The organism is Mycoplasma sp. 21DD0573 (genome assembly GCF_034863425.1).
In the GTDB taxonomy this organism is placed as follows: Bacteria; Bacillota_I; Bacilli_A; order Mycoplasmatales; family Metamycoplasmataceae; genus Mycoplasmopsis.
Genome location: NZ_JAYFEZ010000009.1, coordinates 18,926 through 41,937 on the forward strand (window position 1 = coordinate 18,926; position 23,012 = coordinate 41,937).

A 23,012-nucleotide genomic window follows, 5' to 3' on the forward strand; every position below is an offset into this window, starting at 1 on the left:
CCTTTCTATGATTGTTTTATTTTTTCATTTTCTTTAAATTGTTTATTTCTTAAGAAGTAGTTTCTTATAAATCTTGTAACACTATATGGGTTAGATGCAGAGTATTTAATTCTAGGATCTAAGAAAGCAAATGATATATCTACAAGTATTGTTGTAAATAAACTAAGCGATGTGAAGAACACTGTTGAGAACATAATGATGTTAATTTCACCATTAGGGAATGCTTGTGTAATAACTTGTGATGTACCAGGTACCCCTCAGTAAGTTTCAATAACAATTCCACCACTTAAAAGAGGAATGTAAGATGGAATTAAAATTGCAGCAAGTGGGATTGAAATATTTCTTAAAACATATTTAAAGAAAATTTCTCTTTTGCTTAAACCTTTAGATTTAGCAATTAAAATGTAGTTTGATGTAAGAACTGTAATAACTTGGTTTCTTGTGTAAGTAATGTACCCTGATAGTGATCCAAGCACGATAACTAAGATCGGTGGAAGTCAACTTAATATCATTTTCCCTACACCATATGCTTCAACTTCAGCAGGGTTATTAAAGTTAATGAAATTTGGTGGAAAGTTCATTGAGAACAAGATTGAAATAATAATAGGCGCGATAACAAACGATGGAAGCGCTATAAAGACAAGTGCAAAGAAGTTAATTGATGCATCAGCAACTGTTCCACGTTTGTATCCTGAAACTATTCCTAAAGTAATTCCGATAAGAGAAGAAATTAAGAAAGCAGGTAATGTGATAATAATAGAGTATTTAAGGTACTTAAAGAAATATTCAGGAATTGTTTTAACGTCTGCATTTTCTAAAAGTGAATTATTGAATGGATATCCAAATGGGTTTGATGGGTTGCTAAATAAATCTCCAACTCAGTAACCAAATCTGATAACTGGATTTAGTTTCATATTAAATCATTCTGTTTTAACATTCTCATAAATCAAATTATCAGGTATTAAATGGTACTTAACTGAGTTTTCAAATAACCTTTTCATCTCACCTGCATTAACTGCTGAAGAATTATTTTCACCAGCTTGCTCAAGTGCTTTTTTAGCAAATGGGTTATCTGAAAACTGAGCAACCATAAGGTAAACTACCATTATAATGATAAACAAAGTAACGATAGCAAAACCTATACGTTTAAATAAGTATTTAAGCATTTATCTCCTTTCAATTATTTTCCGTTAACTGTTCTAATATCTACTCAATATGGAATTTCTGTTTCGAATTCAGGAACTAAATAGTTAGGGTTTTTAAGTGTTTTAGCAAGTATTGATGTACTCATATATGAGAATGCACTTGGTACTGCTCCAACAAAGTTTCCAATTTCTTGTGCTAAGTGAACTAAATCTAATTTTGAAACCATTTCACCAGTAACTGGATCTGGATTTTGTGTGTAATCTAATCAGAAGTTTGCATTTAAGTTATCTCAAGATGTATATGAACTTAAGTTGTCAGATTCATCCATTCTAATTAATTTTTCACCATCTCATTTGTACATACCCATAATATTTGAAAGATGTTGAACTTGACTGTTTGTTAAATTGAATGTAACTTGCTCTGGTGTAATTGATAATTTATTTCCATCAATTTTGATAAATTCTCCAAGTCTTTGTGCCGCTTTATAAAGTTGTGGATATAAAGCTTGCATTTTTTGTGCATATTCAGGGTCAGCTAAAATTGCAAGCATTGCAGTAGTTATATGAGCTCTTTGTGCGACTCCTGTAATACCTGAACCAATTCCGTTGTAGTCGTATCCTCATCCAATTAAGTCTACCGGAGATGGTGTTGTAGTTCAGAATCCTCTTCATTCGTCTTTATCTATTGGTTTGATTAATTTAATGTTTAATCTAGGATCTAAACCATTTCAAGCTTTAATAAGTAAATCAAGTGCATTAACGGCTAAAGTTGGATAGTTGAAGAATCTATAAAAGATACTAATATCTACTGTTTTACCTATGAGAGTAGGGTTTTGAGCATAAACTCTATCGAGTAAGTCTTTCATTCTTGCTTTAAGTTGCTCATAAACAACACTCTTAACTGAATCGTCAGCTGTTGTATTAATGTTTTGAGTATCGCTTGGATTAATTAAGTTTCCAATTGCACCGAAATCAACTCTTTGTCCTGTTTGTGAATCAACTACGAAAAACGCGTTAACAATATCACTATTGCTTCTTAAACTGTTTGCAGTTGAGTTATCTAAAGCGTTTGAATTAATATCATTATCAGGTGCAAGATAACTTACTCACCCAACTGCAGGTTGTGGTTTTCTTTGCATCATACCGATTGTGTTTCAGTCAATTGCCGCTGATAAAATTGTTTTAAATTCAGCCCCTGTACCTACAGATACTGATTTAATTGCATTTTTAGAAGATTGAGAAATTGCTTCGGCAGTTGACATATTTCACATTACATATGAATAAGCATGATTAAAGTAAGTTGTTGATGAACCTTCTTTTGGTAAAAGTGATCAAATAAAGTTTTTTGTTAATGAACCTTTATTTGATAACTTAACTGAGTTAAGTCCATAGTCATTTGGATCTTGCAATACTGCATCTCTTCTTTTTTGAGTTAAGGCTGTAAATGGATATGATGCTTTTTGACCAAATAAATATTGGTTATATGATGAATCATCAAAAATCGCAGCATCAACTAAATAGTTTTGAAATCTTGAAGAGAACTGATTAATTGTTGTTGGGTTATTAACAAACTCTGAATCTCAATAATGCATATTTTTAAATGTTGATTGAGTTAATGTGTCTGAATTAAATTTAGAACCATAGTATTTTCCGGCAAATAAAGTTTTATCCTGTGAAAATCCATATCAGTAGATACCTGAATCTTTTGCAAGCCCATCAATCGATTGAACTGATTGTCTAATTTTGTTAATTTTGACTTCATTACCTTGATCTTCTTTAGTTTGTGGAGTTATGTCCTGATCATTTCTTCTGTTTTTATCTTTAATAAATTCAGATGGAGCTGCAGCAAATTCATATGATTTAGTAATCATATCTAAAATATTTACAAATGATGCAGTTGCGTTTTCGTTAAGACGTTCAAGCCCGAAATATGAGTGTCCATCTTTGTTAACAACTGAATTTGAACGGTCTAATATTTTGTCTAAGCTTACATTAAATAAATCGAATAAATAAGAGTTTGTATATTGTTGTCTATCATCAAAAAGTTTATTTGGTTCAGATAACATCGATCTAATATCATCATCTGCTGTTTTGCTTCCACCATTTTGCCTTCTAAATAGTGTGTCATTCATTTTTGTTCTTAGAATTGAAATGTAAAAGTCATCTGCAACAACAGGATATTGTGTTTTATTACCGTTTGAATCAACTCAAAATACACCATTTCTAATTCTAAATTCCATTCTGTGAGCTAAACCAACTTTTTCGAAGAAGTTAGCTGAGTTAATAGAACGTGGATTAGATGAAGTTCTTTTAACAATACTTGTTGTGTAGTAATCTACATTAAGCACATCATCGTGTTCAGTTGGCGCAGGAACTAATCCAGCGTCATCTTGATCAAAAACAATAGCTTCTAAAATTGGCTTACCATTTGGGTCAACTAATTTAGTTCCGTTTTCTTCTTTTTGAACATATAGAATGATTGCATCAGCTAAATCTAATTTAAATCTTTGTAATGTAGGTTGTAAGATAAGCTCTGTTTTCTTGTTTGTAATTCCAGTTTCAGAAAGTGCTGATTTTTCATTGTTAATAAATTTTGCCTTACCTGAACTTTCTAAAGAAATAAGAGATGAATAAGTTGTTCAAAGTAATGGTTCAACTGGAGAACCATATCCAGCACTTACATCTCACGGATATGTGCTTGATGAATAAACTGAGTTATATACTTCTTGATAAATTTGTTTTTGAGCGAATCTATCACTAACTTTAGATTTATTGAATGCAATATTAGGATAAAGAATGTTTTTAACTTGTTCACTAGTTAAAAAGTTATTTTGACCAGCATTTTCATCAACATAATCTTGGCCATATGAAGCTAAATCATCTTCAATTAATTGAGCTTGATAATTTCTAGCTAATTTATTATGAAGATTGAATTTTTCCAATTCAACTTTCATTTCTTCTGCATATTGAGAATTGAATTGATTTTCGATTTCGACAAGTTTCGCTTTGTAGGCATTATCAGCAGCATTAAATTTTTCAGTGGTTTTATTGTATTCAGCTTCTGCAGATTTTACTTGTTCTGTTAATTCGTTTAGCTTTTGTTGTCTTTGTTCTGTGAAACTTGAACCCATTAAGACATCTTCATTAATTAACTGTGTTAATTTATCTAATGTACGTTTCGCAATTTCTTGTTTAGATTTAATATCTCTAATTTGCTCGTTTAAATTTTGAATATTTTGTTCTAGCTGACTAATTGCTGATTTGAATTTTTGTGCCTCTTCTGAATCTTTATCTTCTAACTTCTCATATTCAGCAGTTTTTTCTGCAAAAGATTTTTTATTAATATCAAGATTAATAATTTGGTTTTCTAACTCTTGCTTTAATTTTTCAATATTTGAAAGTGTTGCGTTATATTGTTCTGATTTAGGTTCTGAACCTTCTTCTAAAATAACTTTATAAGATTTGTTTAAGTAGCTACCTAATATATCTAAAACTTCTAAGTTAACATCATTGTTTTTAGGTAAACTATCAACTGCTAAAATTAACGCAGCTAAATTGTTTGAGCTAGACACCAAGTTATAAAATTGTTTTTCTGATTGTAATGAAACCAATTTTCTAAATGAATTTGTATTTTCATTTTTAGCAGCTCTATATTCAGTTTCAGTATCGTGTAATTGTTCATAAAGAGCTTCTTTTTTAGCATAATACTCTTGATATTTTGCTCAAGCTTCATTAGCAAGATTTGTTTCTTGGACAGATAATCTTTGATAATTTGCTCTCTCTTCTCTGCTCAAAGGTGGTTTTTCTCGTTTATCACTTGTATTCGAACACGAAGCAATTACTAATGGTGATATTATGGACAAACCGGATATAGCACCTAATAATAATTTTTTGTATTTTTTCACGGATACCTCCTTATTTTTTATCTAATTTGAAAATTTTGTTTCCTAATTTAATTCATTGATTTACTAAATCTGATAAGTAATCAAAACTTTGCTTATAGAAGTTTTTATCAAGTAAATCAACTCCAACTTTTTTAAGAATTTCAAGTGGATAATCACTTCCACCAGCTTTTAAGAAATTGTCAATGTAGTTATCTAATGCTTCTTTACCTTTTTCTTTATATTGAGCAAAGAAGTAATTTGCTGTTAATTGTCCAACTGCATATTTATATACATAAAAACCATAGTAATAGTGAGGCACATAAATTGAGCCCAAGTTTTCTTTAGCTATATATTTAGCTTTTTTACCCTTCTTAGATTTATATTTGAATTTAAGTGAATTTTCGTGGTAAAGTTTTGAAATTGCTTCATAGCTTCCTGCAATACTTCCTTCTTCTATACCTTTGTACAAGTTGTATTCGTATGAAGCTCATTCAACTTGTCTTACTACTGTACCAATAAACCCTTGAATAATTTTTGATAAGATTTCAAATTTAAATAGGTCGTTTTTAGATGTTTTAAGTAAGTAGTCATATAACATTGACTCGTTGAAAATTGATGCAATTTCAGCCAAGAAAATTGGATATGAGCTAAGTGGTAATGGCTGATATTTAGTTGCAAAATATGAATGCATTGAGTGACCTAATTCGTGAGCTAAAGTTTCTACTGAATCTAATTGACCATCAAAGTTCATTAAAATGTACTTCTTATCAATTCCATAAGTTCCACCGATACTGTAAGCTCCTGAACGTTTGTTTTGGACACTCATAAAATCAACTCAATTTTCTGTTAATGCTTTGTTAGCTTCGTTTGCGTATTCTTCACCAAACGGTTTTACAGCTTCATTAACTAAATCAACCGCTTCTTCAACTGTGTATGAGGTTTTAACATTTACAAGTTCTCTTAATGTATCTCATTTTTCCATTTTTGACTTATATTTAGCTTTATAGAATTTTTTGTATGCTTCTGAATATTTAGCTAATACTTTAATGTTTGAAGCAACTTGATCAAATAATGTTTGTAAGATTTCATCAGTAACTTTATCTGAATTAGTCAACATCATAACTGCTGATGGGTATTTTCTAACTTTTGCAGCTACGGTTAAGCTCTTAAAGTGTTGGAATAAAGTTTCTGCTAACGAATCTTTGTGTTTGTAGTAAGCGTCTCAGAACTTTTCAAAAGCTTGCTTTCTAACTTCTTTTTTATCTGATTTAAGTAATTGATTTCTATTTGTTTTATTTAATTTAATTTTCTTTTTGTCTGATAAATCAACATATCCATAATCTAATTCTGAATTAGTAATAATTGAGAAAATGTTGTGTGGATCAGGTTCTCCATATGATGTTTGCAAAATGTATTCTTCAACATCATCACTTAATTTATGTTTATGTTGTTCAATTGTTTCTTCAATTTCCATTTTGTAATCTACTAATCTTGGATCATCTTTTCAAACTTTCATTTTGTCTAAGTTTGCGTAAAATCTATTAATTTCAGAACCAAATTCAGTTTCAAGTTGATTATCTAAAAATTCCACATCTTGTGATTTTTTGATAATTTCAGGATCAATTAAATTAACATTTTGTTTGTTACTTAAATAATTAGAAACCTTGTTACTAATAAGTGTTAATTGCTCACTAACTTTTAAATCTTCTAAATACGCTTCAATTGAGTCATATTTTGAATCTTTATTTTTAATTCTTTCTTTGTATAGTGCTACATACTCATCGATTCAGTCATCTAATTTTTTACCTTGTAAAATGTCTTCTAAATCTCAACGATATTTTTTAGGTACATCTTCATATTTTTTGTATTGTTTTGCTTTCATAATAACTCCAAATAATTAAATAAAAAGTTTTGTAGAACTATAAATCTACAAAACTTTAATACAAAATTTAAAATAAATTAATGTTATTAAAAGGATGTAAATCTATAGCACCAATGGTTAAACCAAAGAGTAGAAATCTTTTATGCTTTTCTACCAATATAGAAGTTTGCCAACCTCAATATTTCGGCTTTTATATCCTTTCAATATTCATTTTTGCATGCCTGCTAGAATATTTACTTTTATTAAAAGCTCCTCTATAGTATTTATTACATAACAGATTTCAGTTTTAATGTAATCTGTTATGTTTTTGTTAACAGAATACACCAAATTAAACGTTAATATGAAATCAACGAATAATGGTGATATTAATAATTCTGTTTTTCTGCATTTTCATTTTTTTATTATAAACCATAATATTGATTTATTTTTAAAAATTAAAATATTTTTATATATGTGAGTAAGGGATAAATAAAAAATAGCATTACTGCTACTTTTTATAATTTGTTAACTTCAATGATTGCTGAATATTTTTTATTTTTAACTAATTCAATAACCTTGAAACTAATTTCATCTTCGATAGTGAATTTTGTTGATTTAAGTAGTTTAGTTGAATTTGTCTTAGTTAATAAATAAGTTTTCAAGTCCATAGCTTTTTCATCATCGCTTATAAGTTCTTCATCAATCTCAAGTTGCTTAATTAAATCAGACATTTTAACGTTTGAATGAGCTTTAGCTCTTTCAAGTGAAATTTCATAAATTTGCTCATCATCATCGTATTCATCATAGATTTCTCCGATGATTTCTTCAATGATATCTTCAATTGTAATGATACCTAAAACATCTGTAGAGTTGTTGTTTTCAACAACAAAAGCCATTTGAGCTCTTGCTGCTCTCATTTTTTCAAGAGCACTTGAAAGAATTGAGTTAGCTGAAATGCTTGGAACTTGTTTCATATAATTAATCACTTTACCTTTTTTAAGTGAGAATATGTCTTTTAATAAAACTATTCCAATAAGTTGCCCATCTTTTTCAATTGGTAATCTTGAATAGTTTGTATCCTTGAATATTTCAATCGCTTCTGCTACGCTAGCTTTATAAGAAATGTAAGTTACATCTTTTAATCTAATGTAGTGTTGTGCAACTTTTGTTGAATCTAAATCTAAAGCATTTTGAGCTAAAATACTTTCTCCGGTTTGCAGCACCCCTTCTTCGTTAGCGAGTGCTAGCATTGATTTAATGTCACTTTCTGAGTTTGTAACATAAACATTTTTGCTAAGTTTGCTAATAAAGAAAGTGATCGGGAAGAAAATTCAGAACATTAGTTCATTGAATAAACAGAAAACTTTTAAGTATCTAATTGGATTATTTTTAGCAATTAATTTAGGTGTTATTTCACCAAATAATACTAGGATTGGAGTAACTACCACTGTTGAGATAATAACAACAAGTGAGTCATTATCAGAAAGATATTTTGATAAAACATAAGACATTGTAGCTGATGAAGCTACGTTAACTAAGTTGTTACCAATTAAAATGGTACTTAGAATTTGATTGTATTTCTTAACTTGCTTGTCAATTAACTTTCCAAATCTATGTTCGTTTTCAACTAATTCATAAACTTTAGCAGGTGAAACTGTCGAGTAAGCAGTTTCACTTCCACTAAAGATACTACTTAAAATAAATAATATAAGCATAACTATGCATAAAACAATTGTAATTACTGTTTTACTATCCATAGTACACCTCTAAAGAATTATTTTTGTGGTTCCTATAATAACTGGAGTCCATTAAAATCCACCTCTTTCATTTGTCATATCGTCTAAAAATTGTACATATTTACCTGTATAAATTAAAGTTGCTTGACCAGGTTCACCATTACGGTTTTTAGCAACTGATAACGTCACAGGGATTGATTCAAATGTTTTAACTTCGTCATCATTACTGTGTGCTGATTTTTTAAGTTTCTTTCTACTTAAGAAAATAACAATGTCAGCATCTTGCTCAATTGATCCGGATTCTCTAAGGTCACTTAATTGTGGACGCTTGTCTTCACGATTTTCAACACTTCTAGATAACTGTGATAGAGCAATAATTGGAATTTTAAGCTCTAGAGCAAGGGTTTTTAGTGAACGTGAAATCATTGCAACTTCGTTTTGTCTATTTCCTGTTGCTTGATTTCCTCCTGAAATCAATTGTAAATAGTCAATTACAATTAAGTCCACTTTATTTGTGTTTTTAATTAAATGTTTAATTTTGAAAATGATTTCATTAATTTTTGATTTGGGATCATCATCAAATCAAATTTGATTTTCATCAGGTGTTCTTTGCATACTTGAAACAACGTGATGAATTTTCATTAAATCTTCATAATTGTTTTTTAAGAGCTTAATATTTTGCAATTTGTACATATCTATTAGTGTAGAAGTTGCTAAATATCTAGTTGTAAGCTCTGATGTAGGCATCTCAAGAGAAATAAAAGCTACATTTTTCGGTTTACCATCTTTCATTCCTTTTTCAATAATGTTTCTTGCAATATTTAATGCAAGCGCGGTTTTTCCAACCCCTGGACGAGCAGCTAAAATAATTAGCTGACCAGGTTTAAATCCTTTAACATATTTATCAATTGCATTAAATTCTGTAAGAAGAGCTTTTTCTTCATTTTCATCATTCTTAAGGCGACTAAAGTATTTCTCAAGTGCGCTTTCAAGTGAAATAAATTCACTATTTTTGATTGATAAATTATTACTGCTAATAATGAAGTTTTCAACATCGGTAACAATGTCTTCTCAAGTGATTTTAGGATTTTGCCCTAATACAGATAAATAATTACTAAAGAAAGCTTCTGCTTGTCTTCTTTTGTGAAGTTCAATTAACTTTTCAACATTTGGTAAAAAGTTTTCATCTGAAGAAAGTGTTGAAACAACTTTGTTTAATGTTTCAATTGATAAAGGAGCTCATTCAAGACTTGGGTTTTGAGCTTTGAATTTAGGTATTTCGTTTAAAAGTGTGTTGTAATCAAAAATGTAATTTTGATTAGACTCACTTGCTTTTCTAGTTTTTAAAAATCTAAATAATGTAGAGTATTCAAGGTTGAAAAATGCTTCAGGAACAAGGTAGTCTAAACCAAGAGATTGTTTTTCAGTATCATTAATTATCGTACTTAAAACTTGTCTTTCTATTTTTTCATCTTTGTACAAAGTATTTGCTAAAGGACGAATTATTGTTTCAACTCACTTGTATAAAGAGTTTTGATTGTTTCTATTATTTCTTGACATTTTTAATTTTAATTTCCACTCTTAAAGTTGCTTTTATATCTTTATATAAAACAATTTCAACATCGTGCAATCCTTCTGAAACTAAATGCACTTTTTGGATTGAATGTTTTGGTAACTTATACCCTAATGAAGTTAATTTTTTATCAACATCTTTTGTAGATACTGAACCGTGTACATTTAAATTAGAATTTCCATCAATATTAGCTTCTAAAGTAAATTCTAATCTTAACTCTTCTAATTTCTCTTTAAGTCTTAAAGCACCTGTTCTTTTTTCATGTTCATCAGCTGATAAATCATCTAATCTTCTTTGTAATTGTCTTGCAGTTTGTTCATTGTATGGAACTCCAAAACCATTTTTAACTAAGTAGTTTGAACCATAACCATTCGATACTTCGATAACTGTGTTAGCTTTTCCATCTTTGCAATCTTTAATTAATATAACTTTCATCTTTTAACTCTCTTTCTGTTGTTGTTATTGCATGGTGCACATTGTTAACAAATGTTTCTAATTCCTCATTTGAAATAGCAGCAGCTGTTCCAAAGTGTCCACCTCCACCAACTTGCTCAGTAATAATCTGAACGTTTGTATTTATACCTCTAGCACTAAGCTTGTATAAGTTTGTCCCCTTAAGTCTTGCGATAACGAAGGAAGCAACTCTACCTTTAGTTTTAAGAAGTTCATTAGCAGCCATTGAAATAACGTCAGCTTCAACTTCGATTGGAGAATATGCTAAGTAGTAACCTTTTTTAACTTCTTGTGCATTTTCTAAAATAGTATTAATTTGTTCTTTTGTTGTTTCATCAATTTTAAGAATTTCGCTTCCTTCAACTACATTTGCGCCTTTTGATTGCAACCAAGCACTTGCTTGGAATGTTCTAGCTGAGACTGATTTTGTAAATTGTACTGTATCAACTAAAATACCACCTAAAAGTAATTGAGCACATAATGGTGAGAATTTTCATTCCCTATCTGTGAGCATAAAAATTTCAGTAACAATTTCTGAAGCTGAAGAAGCTGTTGTTTCAACATAAATGTTTGTAACAGGACAATAATCAATTTGCTTTCCAACTCTGTGGTGGTCAAATACAAAAATATTTTCCCTGTCTGCATTTAAAATAGCATCCTTATTATCTGTACGACCTGGATCTGAATTATCTACAAACACAACTAATGTGTTTAAGTCTGTTAATTTTGATGCTTTATTTGCGCTTATGATAATTTTTTCTAAGTTTAAATCTGTATCTTCATAAACATTGTTTTTGTAACTAAGTTCATTTCTAAAATATGTTGTAGTCATATCGAATGATTCAGCACATATGTAAGCTTTCTTTCCTCTTTGATGAGCTAAATATGCAATTCCATATGATGAACCTAATGAGTCCATATCAGCTGATTTGTGTCCATAAACAATAACTTTTGTAATTTGGTCACTATCAAGTTTTTTAAGGAACTCATCTGAAATTTTCTTAATTTTAGTCATATTATTGTTAGACACAATTTCGATACTTGAACCATAATAAATCGCAGTCTCGGTATCACTAAAAATCGCAACCTGGTCTCCTCCACGGTTTTGAGCTTGAACTAAAGCTTTTTTAGCTTGCTCTAATTTTTCTTTAAGCGAGCTTCATCCTCTAGCAAACCCAACACTAAGCGAAAGTTTACCAATTGATGTGTCCGGAACATTCTTTTGAATATTTGTAAATAAAGAAAACTTATCTTTAGACATATTGTAAAGTGAAACCTGGTCTGTAATAACAATGAACTTACCATTTGTATATTGTCTATAAATTAAGTTGTATTCTTTTGAATATTCATTGAATGTATCAATAATTGTTTTATTAACTAAGTAAAGTTGCTCTTCAGATAAGATTGATTGATACATTTGGTAGTTATCAATTTCAATTTCACCAATAACAGTTTTTTGATCATGAACTTCATTTTTAAATAAAGTTTCAGTTGTAATATCACGAATAATTATGATGTTTGATAATGGTCAGAATTGAGCTTCATAAATGTTTTTATTATTTTCAAACTCAATTTTAGTTTGATTCATATCAAGCTCTAAAAATTCTTTGTTATCAGAAATTGTTGTAAAGAATGTCTTAATGTGAATATCAATAAAATCTTTGTGAAACTTGTTTTTGATAAAGTTACTTGCTCAAATGATTTTATGTTCAGCATTGTAAATAACAAATCCAATGTTATTACTTGACATAATATCTTCAGTAAATGAATCAAAAGAGTTTTTAACAATGTTTCTTGACCTTGCAAAAATCTTTGTAATTCAAACTAGTGTAATTGCTAGTGATGCAAAAACTAAAATCATTGCAACAGTAACTAAACCAATTTCTCAAGTTAATGCAGTTGTTTCGTTATTTTTTACTAAAATTGCAGTTAGCAAAATAAACAGAATTACAAAAACTAGACATAAACATGAAAGTAAGCTTATTTTGTATTTTGTTTTCATTCAAATCCTTTTTGTTTGTTTTGTAAAAATTTAAATATTTAATATTTAAATTATATAAGTTTTGCAGAAATTGTTATCAATATGTTTTATTACACTCAAAATATCTACAGGAATATGATAAATAAAACAAAAACTCACAATTAATGTGAGTGATTGTGTGTATGGAATGAAAGAATTAATGCAGCAAAGATTACACCAATAAATAAGAATGCAAGGATGAAATATCATTTTTTCTTCGACATATGTGAATGATAAAACTCAGGAATAAACTCAATTAAAGTAGTGAAAATGAAAATTCCTGCGATTGCTGACATCATCATTCCTTTTAGTATTCAGTTTTTCTCAATTGCTGCACCTGCATAGCAACCAATTAGCATAAATGGTAAAAATAATGAAAGCCCTAAAAATGATAATAACAATGATTGAATTCTTGAGTATCCTGCTTCTCTAAGTCTGAAATAGAAGATTGTTTCTTCAGGGATTAAGTGTAAAACTAAAGAAGCAAAATAAGCCATAGTAAGTGAGTTTTCGTGACCGTTTGCTGCTAAATTTAAGTTGTATCCTAATAATAATCCTTCTGGAATTCTGTGAGTTAAAAGTAGTAACAAAGCAATAACTTTTAATTTATTTGAAGCTGAATTAATCGCTTCTTGTTCAGCTTTAATAATTGACTCATCATTTGAAAAGATGTAATCAGGATGATAATGAACGTGTTTTGAGTTATTATAATTTTTACTTTGTCTTAAAAATATATTTTGATTTTTATTATATTTCTTAACTTCGTAAAAATGTTCTGAATGTGGGTGTGAGAAATCAAAATCACCGTGCTCGTGTTCATCACCGTGATCGTGGTCGTGAACAAATGCGTTTAACTTTCTATTATTTGATTTTTTAAGTTTTTTATTAATTTGATAAGTAATTGCATACTTAAGCGTGAATGAAAATAAGATACCTACAGCAAGACCGACAACTACGACTAAAATGCTATACCCATAGACGTTTACATTGTCTGTCATTGCACCTTGATTCGCTAATTCAAGCGATTCTCTTAAAAAACCAAATGTAGCTAATACTAAGAAAAAACCTGTTGAAAATGAGTATAAATAAAATGACAGATTTTTTCAACCATTCTTACTTAATTTAATAAGTGGGAAAATGAATGAAAGAATAGTTGGTATAGCTAATAAGCAAAGTAATGTGACAAGTATTAGAATGAAGTAAGATAACCCTTCATTACCTGTGCTTAATTTGAGGGTTTCGAAAAAATCTCTAATTATTTGCATTATTCTTCAGTTTCGATGTTATGGTAAACATCTTGAACGTCATCATCCTCTTTTAATTTGTCTGCAAATACTAATAATTTGTCTTTCTTTTCTTGATCATATTCTACATACATATCTGGTACATATGTTACTTCACATTGGATGAAGTCAATTTGACCGAATTTATCTTCAATTGCATTTTTTAAATCTGTGAAGTTTTCAGGTAATGTAGTTAATACAAATGATTCATCATATGTTTCAACATCTTCTGAACCATTTTCAAGTGCAACTTCCATTAAATCATCTTCATTAACTAATTCTTTAGCAATTTCAATGATTCCTAATTTTCTGAATGGATATGGAATTTGACCTGTTTTACCTAATGCAGCATTTTGTTTGTTAAAGTATGACTGAATATTTGATTTAACTCTGTTAAGGTTGTCTGATAATGTAACAACGATAAATGTCGCTCCTCCACCTACAGTAGCGTTAAAAACAGTTTCGATAAATGCGTTTGCATTTTTATCTCCAGCTGCTTTAGCAATTGCTCTTTCAATGTTATCTTTTGGCATATTTTTTGATTTAGCTTTAGCAATTGCTAATTTTAAAGCTGGGTTAGTATCAGGATCTGCTCCTAATCTTGCTGCAACAAAGATTTCTTTAGATAATTTTTGAAAAATTTTTCCTCTTGCTGCATCTTGTGCGCCTTTTCTATGCGCTATATTCGCTGCGTGTGAATGTCCTGCCATAATTTATCTCTCCTAATCTATATCATTTGGTTTGTAAATGGAATCTCTTTTGTGTTGTGAGATTTTATGTTTATATTCAATTTTCTTAATAACTTCTTCTGGTAATACTGATTTGATTTGATCATAGTCATTTAAGTGATCTAAATAAAAATCAAGTTGAGCATATGAGAAACCTAATTCATCTTCATCAGTTTGATTTTCTCATAATCCTGCTGATGGCGCTTTGTTAATAATTTCACTTGGTACATTTTGAAGTGAAGCTAAAAATTTAACTTCACCTTTTGTAAGATGACAAATCGGAAGTAAATCAACCCCTCCATCACCATACTTTGTGAAGTAACCAATGAATGTTTCATCTTTATTATCTGTTCCTAACACAAGCAAATTATTTTCTTGAGCTAGAGCATATAAAGTTGTCATTCTTAAACGTGGTTTAATGTTAGCGACTGCTAATTGATTTTTAACATTAACTTGCTTGCTTAAAGCGTTAAAAGCATCAGTTAAATCAATGTACTCAAATTTATCATCAAACTTTTCTTCAAGTTTTTTAATATGTTCTAAATCACTTTGTAACATTCCATTGACTGACATCACAACTCCCTTAACTTTTAAAGGAAGCTGTTTTGCTATTGCATACACAAGTGAAGAATCAATCCCTCCACTGATACCTACAATAAAACCATTGCAATTAGCTTCTTTTGCTTTTGTTACTAAAAAGTCTTTAATAACTTCAACATAAGCTAATCCATTTTCTTTGTCATAATATGGTTTGTTATCTTTGTAAAATGTAATCTTACCCATATTGCCTCTTTATTAACTAAATTGAATATTTTTTCAAAATATTAATTGTAAAAATATACTTAATTTTACCATAACAATCTAAAAAATAAACTGAATATATTACTTTTTAATTGTTTAAAATTCAACACGCTTGTTTTTTATGGTCATATTAAAAATGAACGAATTCAGTCTCTAGTTCATAATTTGTTCTTTTTTGGATTTTTTTACTAATAAGATGAAATAATGATATTATTAATGAATATATTTTTATATCATGCAAAAGAAAAAAGTGTAAAAAAGGAGGAAAATAATGCTAAAAAAACAATTTTTAGTTTGAAATAACAAAAATATGAATGTTATTTTCAAAATAGCTTTCACAGGTTTGATGTTGGCTGTTTCTATTGTTTTTAGTATTATCGGAAGTTTTATTCCATTTAATTCATTTTTATCTTTCAATTTCCTTTTAATTTCAGCTTTTTTAACTGCTTTTATTATCGATATTCAATATTCATTAATAATGCTTATTTCAAACTTTTTGATAAGTCCTTTTATAACAATTAAATCAACTACATTGGACATTGCATTTCTAGGAAACTTTATTCTTTTATTAATGCAAGGTATCTTCGTTTCCAGTTCTTATTTATTTGGAAAATTATTATGAAAATCTAAGCTTAAAAAAGAACTTTCAATCCTTGTAATATTATGAATAAGTTCATTAGTAACAATTGCAATAATAACATTTTTGAATACGTTTTTATTTAACTTAATTTATTTCAAATTATTCAAGCAACTAGATGCTGTTTCATTTAATGAACTGCTTGCTAACTATGATAAAAAATTCAAAATTTTCTTCTTTGGTATCCCGAATTACTTTGCAGGTTCTGTAGCTTTATATTTATCATTTAATTTGAGCAATATTGCAATAAATTATTTTATAATTTATATATTTGTTTTTACCTTATCTAAAACTAAGTTTTTAGATAACATCCTAAATAATTTCACAGTGAATAAGTGTGATTCATAGAAAGGTGTTTATGTCAAAATTTAACTTTAAAGAAATTGATTCAAAGTGAAGAAAGATCTGAGCAGAAACTAATGCTTTTGAACCAAAAGATGATTTTAGTTTACCTAAAAAATATGTCTTAAGTATGTTCCCTTACCCAAGTGGAAAATTGCATATGGGACACGTTCGTAATTACTCAATCGGTGATGCTGTAGCTAGATACTTTAGAAGAAAAGGTTTCAATGTCCTTCACCCATTTGGTTGAGATGCTTTTGGTTTACCTGCTGAAAATGCAGCAATCAAAAACGGAACACATCCAAAAAGCTGAACATATCAAAACATTGCATCAATGGATGATGAAATTAAAAGATTAGGAATTTCATTTGCTTGAGATTATGAAACAATCACTTGTGATGCTTCATACACAAAATGAGAACAATACATTTTCATCAAACTTTGAGAAAAAGGTTTAATTTACAAAAAGAAAAGCTCATTAAACTGATGTGAATTTGACCAAACAGTTTTAGCTAACGAACAAGTTGAAGATAACAAATGTTGAAGATGTGGAAATCAAGTTATTCAAAAAGAAATGGATACTTACTACTTAAAAATTACCGAGTATGCTGATGAATTACTTGAAGACCTGAAATCTCTTGAAACACACTGACCTCAACAAGTTCTTACGATGCAAAAAAATTGAATTGGTAGAACTGAAGATTACAAATTAACATTTGAATTTGCAGATAACATTCAAAACACACTTAATGTCTATGAATCAAATTTAGATTACATTTCAAAAATTGATTATGTTGCTATCTCAAATAAACATCAATTAGTTGACGCCTTAAAAGAAGCAAACTACTTTAATCAAGAAGCTTTAGACTTACTTGAAGAAATCAATTTAAACTTTGTTAAAAAAGAATTTTCAAAGAAAATTTTTATCAAAACACCTTACACTGTTAAAAATCCTTTTGATGGTAGCTTAGTTCAAGTTATCATTACTGATTTTGCATCAAATAATCCAAACAAAGATGCAACAATTGTTTCATCAAATAATCAAACACACACCACTTTTATGGAAGTTAACCATTTAGACTTTTTAGACAATAATTTAGTTCAAGTTGAAGAAACTAAATTAACTAAAGAAGTTAAATACAACTTACGTGACTGAGGTATCTCAAGACAAAGATATTGAGGAACGCCAATTCCTCTTGTGCACTGTGAAAAATGTGGAACAGTTCCTGTTTCGCTTGACCAATTACCTGTTTTATTACCTGAAGAAGTTAAGTTCACAGGTCAAGGTAATCCACTTTTAACTAATGAAGAATGAATGAATACAACTTGTCATCTTTGTGGTTCAAAAGCAACAAGAGAAACCGATACATTGGACACATTCTTTGAATCAAGTTGATATTTCTTAAGATATACTACACCATCAAACTTACGTGACGAAGTTATTTTCAAGAAAGAAAACTTAGATTACTGAAATTCAGTTGACTTATACATCGGTGGAATCGAACACGCTATCTTACACTTACTTTATGCAAGATTCTTCACCAAAGCATTATCTGATTTAGGTTTAGTAAACTTTAGAGAACCATTTGCTAATTTATTAACTCAAGGTATGGTGCTTAAAGATGGTGCTAAGATGTCTAAATCAAAAGGTAATACAGTTGAACCTGGAGAAATGATTAACACCTATGGTGCTGATACAACTAGATTATTTATCTTATTTGCAGCTCCTCCTCAAAAAGAACTTGAATGAAGTGATTCAGGTGTTATTGGATGTTTTAAATTCATCAATAGACTTTACGATAGAAGTTCTGAAATTGATGTAAATTCAAACTTTAAAAACATTGACAAATCAACCTTAAGTGCTCAAGAAAAAATTGCAAGACTCAAACTTTACCAAGGTATGCAAAAACAAAAGAACACATTTGAAAGTGATGATAATTCATTCTCATTTAACACTTTAGTTTCTTGAACTATGGAAATTATGAATGAATATGATTCAATCACAAAACCTGAATTAATCACAGAAATGTTCTACGTTTTATTAAACATTCTTGAACCATTCATTCCACACGTTGCTTGAGAATTATCAAGCAAATACTTTGACTCAAAAAACCTATATGACTTTGCTATAGATAATTCTGCATTAGAAATGGATGAAGTAACTTATGGAATTACAGTTAATGGAAAAGTTAGAGCTGAATTAACAGTTTCAAAAACAGCACAAAAAGAAGAAGTCTTAGAAAAAGCAAAAGAACAAGTAACAAAATGATTAGAAGGTAAAGAAATCGTCAAAGAAATCTTTGTACCTGGAAAAATCGTTAACATTGTTGTAAAAGACAAATAGAAGGAGAATGATGACTTTTAATGAATATATTAAAAAAGCGAAAGCTGATAAATCAGGCTATATAACATTCTTTGAAACACCAGATTTTTATTCAATTCCTGGTGGTTTTATGGAAACTGAGGTTACAGAAAAAGTTCTTGTTGAAGATCTTAAAAAGAACCGTGAAGAATTACTTAAAGAATCAGGAAGAGCAGTTGTTTTATATGCAAAACCTGAATCAACAGATGAAATTGTTTATGGTAACTATGTAAAACCACTTGAAGTAATTTACAAAGCTACAACAGATTCATTTATCGTAGTTTATAAAGTTATTTCACAATTCTATTTACCTAATGGATTTAAAATGCTTGAAACTCTTCCTGAAGGAGTTCAATCACACGTTGAATATAAAGGTTTCATAGGTTCAGAATCTGGAGAAGGTGGAGCATTTGTTGACTTACCTGCTACATTATCTAAAAAAGAATTAAGGGAAGTTTATGACTACTTGCAAACTTTCTCAATTTTTGCAGGTGTAGGAATTGACCTTGAAGAAGATAAACCACAACAATTTGCTGATTCTGATTTTATTGGCTTATTTAAAACTGAACCTTTATCAGGAAGACACTTTACATTCACAAGTATTGTTGATTTAACAAACAGATACTTTGAAGGTAGAACTGATAGATTCTCTGAAGATTATGCAAGTGCATTAATCGCTACTTTCTTAAACCACATTTCACCTGTAGTTGTTCCAGAAAGAATTGAAATTTTCAAAGAACCATACAACAGATTTTGATACCAAACTTACTTAATTCAAGCTACTGCAAAAATTAATGAAATTCTTCAAGCAGAAACAGAATTAAAAGGTAAGATGACACAAAAATTAAGTAAGCAACAAACTGAATTCTTACTTAGAGAAAAATTAAAAGCTCTTCAAGAACAAATTAAAGAACTTAACCCAACTGCATCTGATGATGAGTATGCACAAATCATCAATTCAAAATTCAAAGACATCTTCCCTGAAAGTGTTATTAAACTTATTGATGCTGAAACTAAAAAATCAGAAGAAATGGTTCCTGTTTCTCCTGAGGCTTCAATCATCAAAACATACATTAATACTCTTAAGAAACTTCCTTGAAGAAAAGTTCAACACGAATTATTAGACATCAACAGAGTTAGAGAAGTTTTAGATAAACACCACTATGGTCTAAATGAAATTAAGCAAAGAATTATTGAATACTTAGCTGTTATTATTAAAAACAACCAAGTTAAAAAACTTGACGAAAACAAAATCAAGATTGATGATAAATTTGAAATTGACCTTTCATTATTTCAAAACAATGAAGAAACAAATACATTTAACAATGTTCCTATCTTAACCCTTGTCGGTCCTCCCGGAACAGGGAAAACATCACTTTCAAAAGCTATCGCAAGTGCTTTAAATAGAAAATTCGTTAAAGTTTCACTTGGAGGAGTTCACGACGAAAGCGAAATCAGAGGACACAGAAGAACTTACGTAGGAGCTATGCCTGGAAAAATCATCAAAGGAATGATGTACGCAGGAGTTTCAAACCCTGTTATCCTTCTTGATGAGATTGATAAAATGGCAGCTGATATGAAAGGTGATCCAGCAAGTGCAATGCTTGAAGTTTTAGACCCAGAGCAAAACACAAGATTCCAAGATCACTACTTAGAACACGAATACGACTTATCAAAATGTATTTTCATTGCTACAGCTAACTACTATGAAAACATACCACCTGCATTAATTGACAGGGTCGAAGTTATTGAATTATCTTCATACACATTGAATGAGAAATTAAACATTGCTAGAGAGCACTTAATACCAAAAGTGCTTGAGCAAGCTACTTTAGCTGAAAAATACTTCCAAATTTCAGATGATGTGCTTAAATACATCATTCAATATTACACACTTGAAGCTGGAGTCAGAGGTCTTAAACGTACATTAGATAAGATTGCTAGAAAAATAGTTGTTAAGACTTTTGATGATCCATCATTAAAAGAATATGTAATTACACTTGATAAAATTGAAGAATTACTTGGTGTAATTAAATTCAAACAAGAAGAAAAAGAAGAAGATGTTGTTCCAGGTTTAGTAACAGGATTAGCTTACACATCATTTGGTGGTTCAACATTGCCGATTGAGGTAACTACATACCCAGGTAAATCAGAAATTAAGTTAACTGGTTCACTTAAAGAAGTTATGCAAGAATCAGCTCAAATTGCTTTAACTTTCGTTAGAGCAAATGCTGAAAAATTTGATGTTGATGAGTTTGATTTTGAAAACAATACAATTCATATTCACGTACCTGAAGGGGCAGTTCCTAAGGATGGTCCAAGTGCTGGTGTAACATTTACAACTGCAATTATTTCTGCTCTTTCAAAAAGACCAGTTCCTAACACAATTGGTATGACTGGTGAAATTACATTAAGAGGAAAAGTCCTTGAAATTGGTGGATTAAAAGAAAAATCATTTGCAGCTAGTCAAAAAGGGCTTGAAACGATTTTCATACCTGAAAACAATATCAAAAACTTAAAAGACATTCCTTTTGAAATTAAAGAAAACTTAACATATGTACCTGTTAAAACATATGATGAAATTTACAATGTAATTTTCAATAGTCAAAAACCTTCTAACGAAATAAAAGCAAAATAATAAAAAATGCAAAAGCAGTTCACACAGAAAAGTTTTACATTTTTTACAATTAATTTTGTCGTTGGTATAGGTTTTATAACTACAATATCAACAATTATGAACATATCTTACTGAGGGTATCTTGTAATGATACTCTCAGCATTTATATGCTTTGGAATAATGTTGGTATTCTCTAGATTATCAAATCAATACAATGACCACTACGGTGGTTCGTATGCTTACGCAAGACATTTAGATGATGATGTTGTTGATGGTAAATTAACAAAACCAAAGAAACGTGGTCTTAGAAATCTTGTTTTCTTCATCGGATGAAACCAATTTATTCAAACACCACTTTTATCAGCAATTGCACCTTTATTCCTAGCTGATGTTGTTGAAATCATACTACCTAAACCAGAAGAATTTCCTCAACACAGCTTAGTTATGTGAATAGTTAGAGGGATTTCGATCTTACTATTCATTTCCATAATTGCTATTTCAACAATTGGATTAAAAACAAACAAGAAAATTATTTTCATTGCCTCATTATTTAAATGAATAATACTTATCTTAGCCATCTTTGTAATGTTAGTCGCTGTTTCAAAAGAAGCTACATTACCTGACTCAGCTACATACAAAAAAGTTACACCTCAATTAATTATCGCTGATGTTCTTTTATTTATGTATGCTTTTGCAGGAACTGAAGATGTTGCTGCTATGGCTAAAGATGTTAAATTCAAGAGTTTTAGAAAAATATTATTAACATCATTAGCTTTCATATTTGGATTTTATCTAATATTCTTTTCACTCTATTTATTCTTACCAAACTCATTAAAAGTAACTACTGGAGATGGTTCAAACGAGATTTCAAAAATCTACACCTATGGATTAGGTGCATTTGGAGTCTCTATCTTCATTATTGGATTATTATGCAATGATTTAGGATTTAGAATTTTTCAAACAGTTGCAACTGCTAGAAAACTTGTTCCTCTTTCTGAAGATGGTTACTTATTCAATTCATTGCATCACAAAAATAAAAAGGGTGAATTTAAAAATGCAATCGTTTTCTCTACAGTTATAATAATGATTTCAATGATTACATTATGACTTGTTCCTACTATATTCTTAGATAAAGAATATAGTGATGAGTTCTTTAAAGCAACAATTATAACTAGCTCAATTGCGTTATTAATTGAAGACTTAATCACATTCTTTATAGCATTCAGATTAGCTGCAAAGAAAAGAATTTCAAAAATAACTGTTTGAGAAAAAGTTATTTACATTATTGATATTTGTATAATGTCACTTATCTTATTAATCACATTCTTCCCTTGAATTTTAGGTGGACAATGAGAATTCAAAAATACAGTATCAATTATCATTTATGTAGTATTTATTGGGGTTGGTTTTGCACTAAAACTTCTTAATAAATACAAACACAAATTCAAAATTTACAATAAATGAATTGCTAAGCACAATAAGCAATTTGATAATTTAATTTTTATAAAAAATAAATAATAAACTAGGACAAGTTTTATAGACAATTTATAAAAAACTCAAAGCATCTCAA

14 protein-coding genes and 1 riboswitch are annotated in these 23,012 nt (G+C 29.4%); of the genes, 4 read left to right on the plus strand and 10 right to left on the minus strand.

Annotated elements, in window-relative coordinates; translation table 4 throughout:
• Positions 1–5: 5 nt before the first annotated feature.
• From VBM86_RS01825 to nadE, 10 genes are all read right to left on the minus strand, one after another.
• On the minus strand, positions 6–1,166 hold the full coding sequence (locus VBM86_RS01825) for an ABC transporter permease (protein ID WP_323176495.1): 1,161 nt from the start codon (positions 1,164–1,166) through the stop codon (positions 6–8).
• A gap of 14 nt (positions 1,167–1,180) precedes the next feature.
• Positions 1,181–5,050: an OppA family ABC transporter substrate-binding lipoprotein gene (locus VBM86_RS01830; protein WP_323189675.1), complete on the minus strand. Its 3,870-nt coding sequence runs from the start codon at positions 5,048–5,050 to the stop codon at positions 1,181–1,183.
• Between the two features lie 10 nt (positions 5,051–5,060).
• Positions 5,061–6,911 carry an oligoendopeptidase F gene (gene pepF, locus VBM86_RS01835; protein WP_323189676.1) on the minus strand — a complete coding sequence of 617 codons (1,851 nt, stop codon included), beginning with the start codon at positions 6,909–6,911 and terminating at the stop codon, positions 5,061–5,063.
• A 97-nt stretch (positions 6,912–7,008) separates the two neighbouring features.
• Positions 7,009–7,176, minus strand: a riboswitch (Lysine riboswitch).
• 229 nt (positions 7,177–7,405) lie between these two features.
• Positions 7,406–8,647 carry a CNNM domain-containing protein gene (locus VBM86_RS01840; RefSeq protein ID WP_323189023.1) on the minus strand — a complete coding sequence of 414 codons (1,242 nt, stop codon included), beginning with the start codon at positions 8,645–8,647 and terminating at the stop codon, positions 7,406–7,408.
• Positions 8,648–8,698: 51 nt separating this feature from the next.
• Complete coding sequence (locus VBM86_RS01845) at positions 8,699–10,186, minus strand: DnaB-like helicase C-terminal domain-containing protein (RefSeq protein ID WP_323189677.1); 1,488 nt, start codon at positions 10,184–10,186, stop codon at positions 8,699–8,701.
• Positions 10,173–10,634 carry a 50S ribosomal protein L9 gene (gene rplI / locus VBM86_RS01850; protein ID WP_323188374.1) on the minus strand — a complete coding sequence of 154 codons (462 nt, stop codon included), beginning with the start codon at positions 10,632–10,634 and terminating at the stop codon, positions 10,173–10,175. The genes VBM86_RS01845 and rplI overlap by 14 nt, the downstream gene beginning before the upstream one ends.
• Positions 10,615–12,654, minus strand: a complete 2,040-nt coding sequence (locus VBM86_RS01855; protein ID WP_323189678.1) for a DHH family phosphoesterase — start codon at positions 12,652–12,654, stop codon at positions 10,615–10,617. Before VBM86_RS01855 ends, rplI begins: the two co-directional genes overlap by 20 nt.
• A gap of 140 nt (positions 12,655–12,794) precedes the next feature.
• Complete coding sequence (locus VBM86_RS01860; protein WP_323189679.1) at positions 12,795–13,937, minus strand: ZIP family metal transporter; 1,143 nt, start codon at positions 13,935–13,937, stop codon at positions 12,795–12,797.
• On the minus strand, positions 13,937–14,665 hold the full coding sequence (locus VBM86_RS01865) for a YebC/PmpR family DNA-binding transcriptional regulator (protein ID WP_323189680.1): 729 nt from the start codon (positions 14,663–14,665) through the stop codon (positions 13,937–13,939). The genes VBM86_RS01860 and VBM86_RS01865 overlap by 1 nt, the downstream gene beginning before the upstream one ends.
• A 12-nt stretch (positions 14,666–14,677) precedes the next feature.
• Positions 14,678–15,466 carry an NAD(+) synthase gene (nadE, locus tag VBM86_RS01870; RefSeq protein WP_323189681.1) on the minus strand — a complete coding sequence of 263 codons (789 nt, stop codon included), beginning with the start codon at positions 15,464–15,466 and terminating at the stop codon, positions 14,678–14,680.
• Positions 15,467–15,755: 289 nt separating this feature from the next.
• Here nadE and VBM86_RS01875 point away from each other — a divergent pair, with 289 nt between their 5' ends.
• The 4 genes from VBM86_RS01875 to VBM86_RS01890 are packed head-to-tail and all read left to right on the plus strand — an operon-like array spanning position 15,756 to position 22,960.
• The gene (locus tag VBM86_RS01875; protein WP_323189682.1) at positions 15,756–16,469 is read left to right on the plus strand and encodes an MPN527 family putative ECF transporter permease subunit; all 714 of its coding nucleotides are present in this window, start codon (positions 15,756–15,758) and stop codon (positions 16,467–16,469) included.
• Positions 16,470–16,479: 10 nt separating this feature from the next.
• Entirely contained in the window at positions 16,480–18,807 is a 2,328-nt protein-coding gene (locus VBM86_RS01880; RefSeq protein ID WP_323189683.1) for a leucine--tRNA ligase, read from the plus strand.
• A 10-nt stretch (positions 18,808–18,817) separates the two neighbouring features.
• The gene (gene lon, locus VBM86_RS01885; RefSeq protein ID WP_323189684.1) at positions 18,818–21,463 is read left to right on the plus strand and encodes an endopeptidase La; all 2,646 of its coding nucleotides are present in this window, start codon (positions 18,818–18,820) and stop codon (positions 21,461–21,463) included.
• Positions 21,464–21,469: 6 nt separating this feature from the next.
• On the plus strand, positions 21,470–22,960 hold the full coding sequence (locus tag VBM86_RS01890; RefSeq protein WP_323189685.1) for an APC family permease: 1,491 nt from the start codon (positions 21,470–21,472) through the stop codon (positions 22,958–22,960).
• Positions 22,961–23,012: the final 52 nt, after the last annotated feature.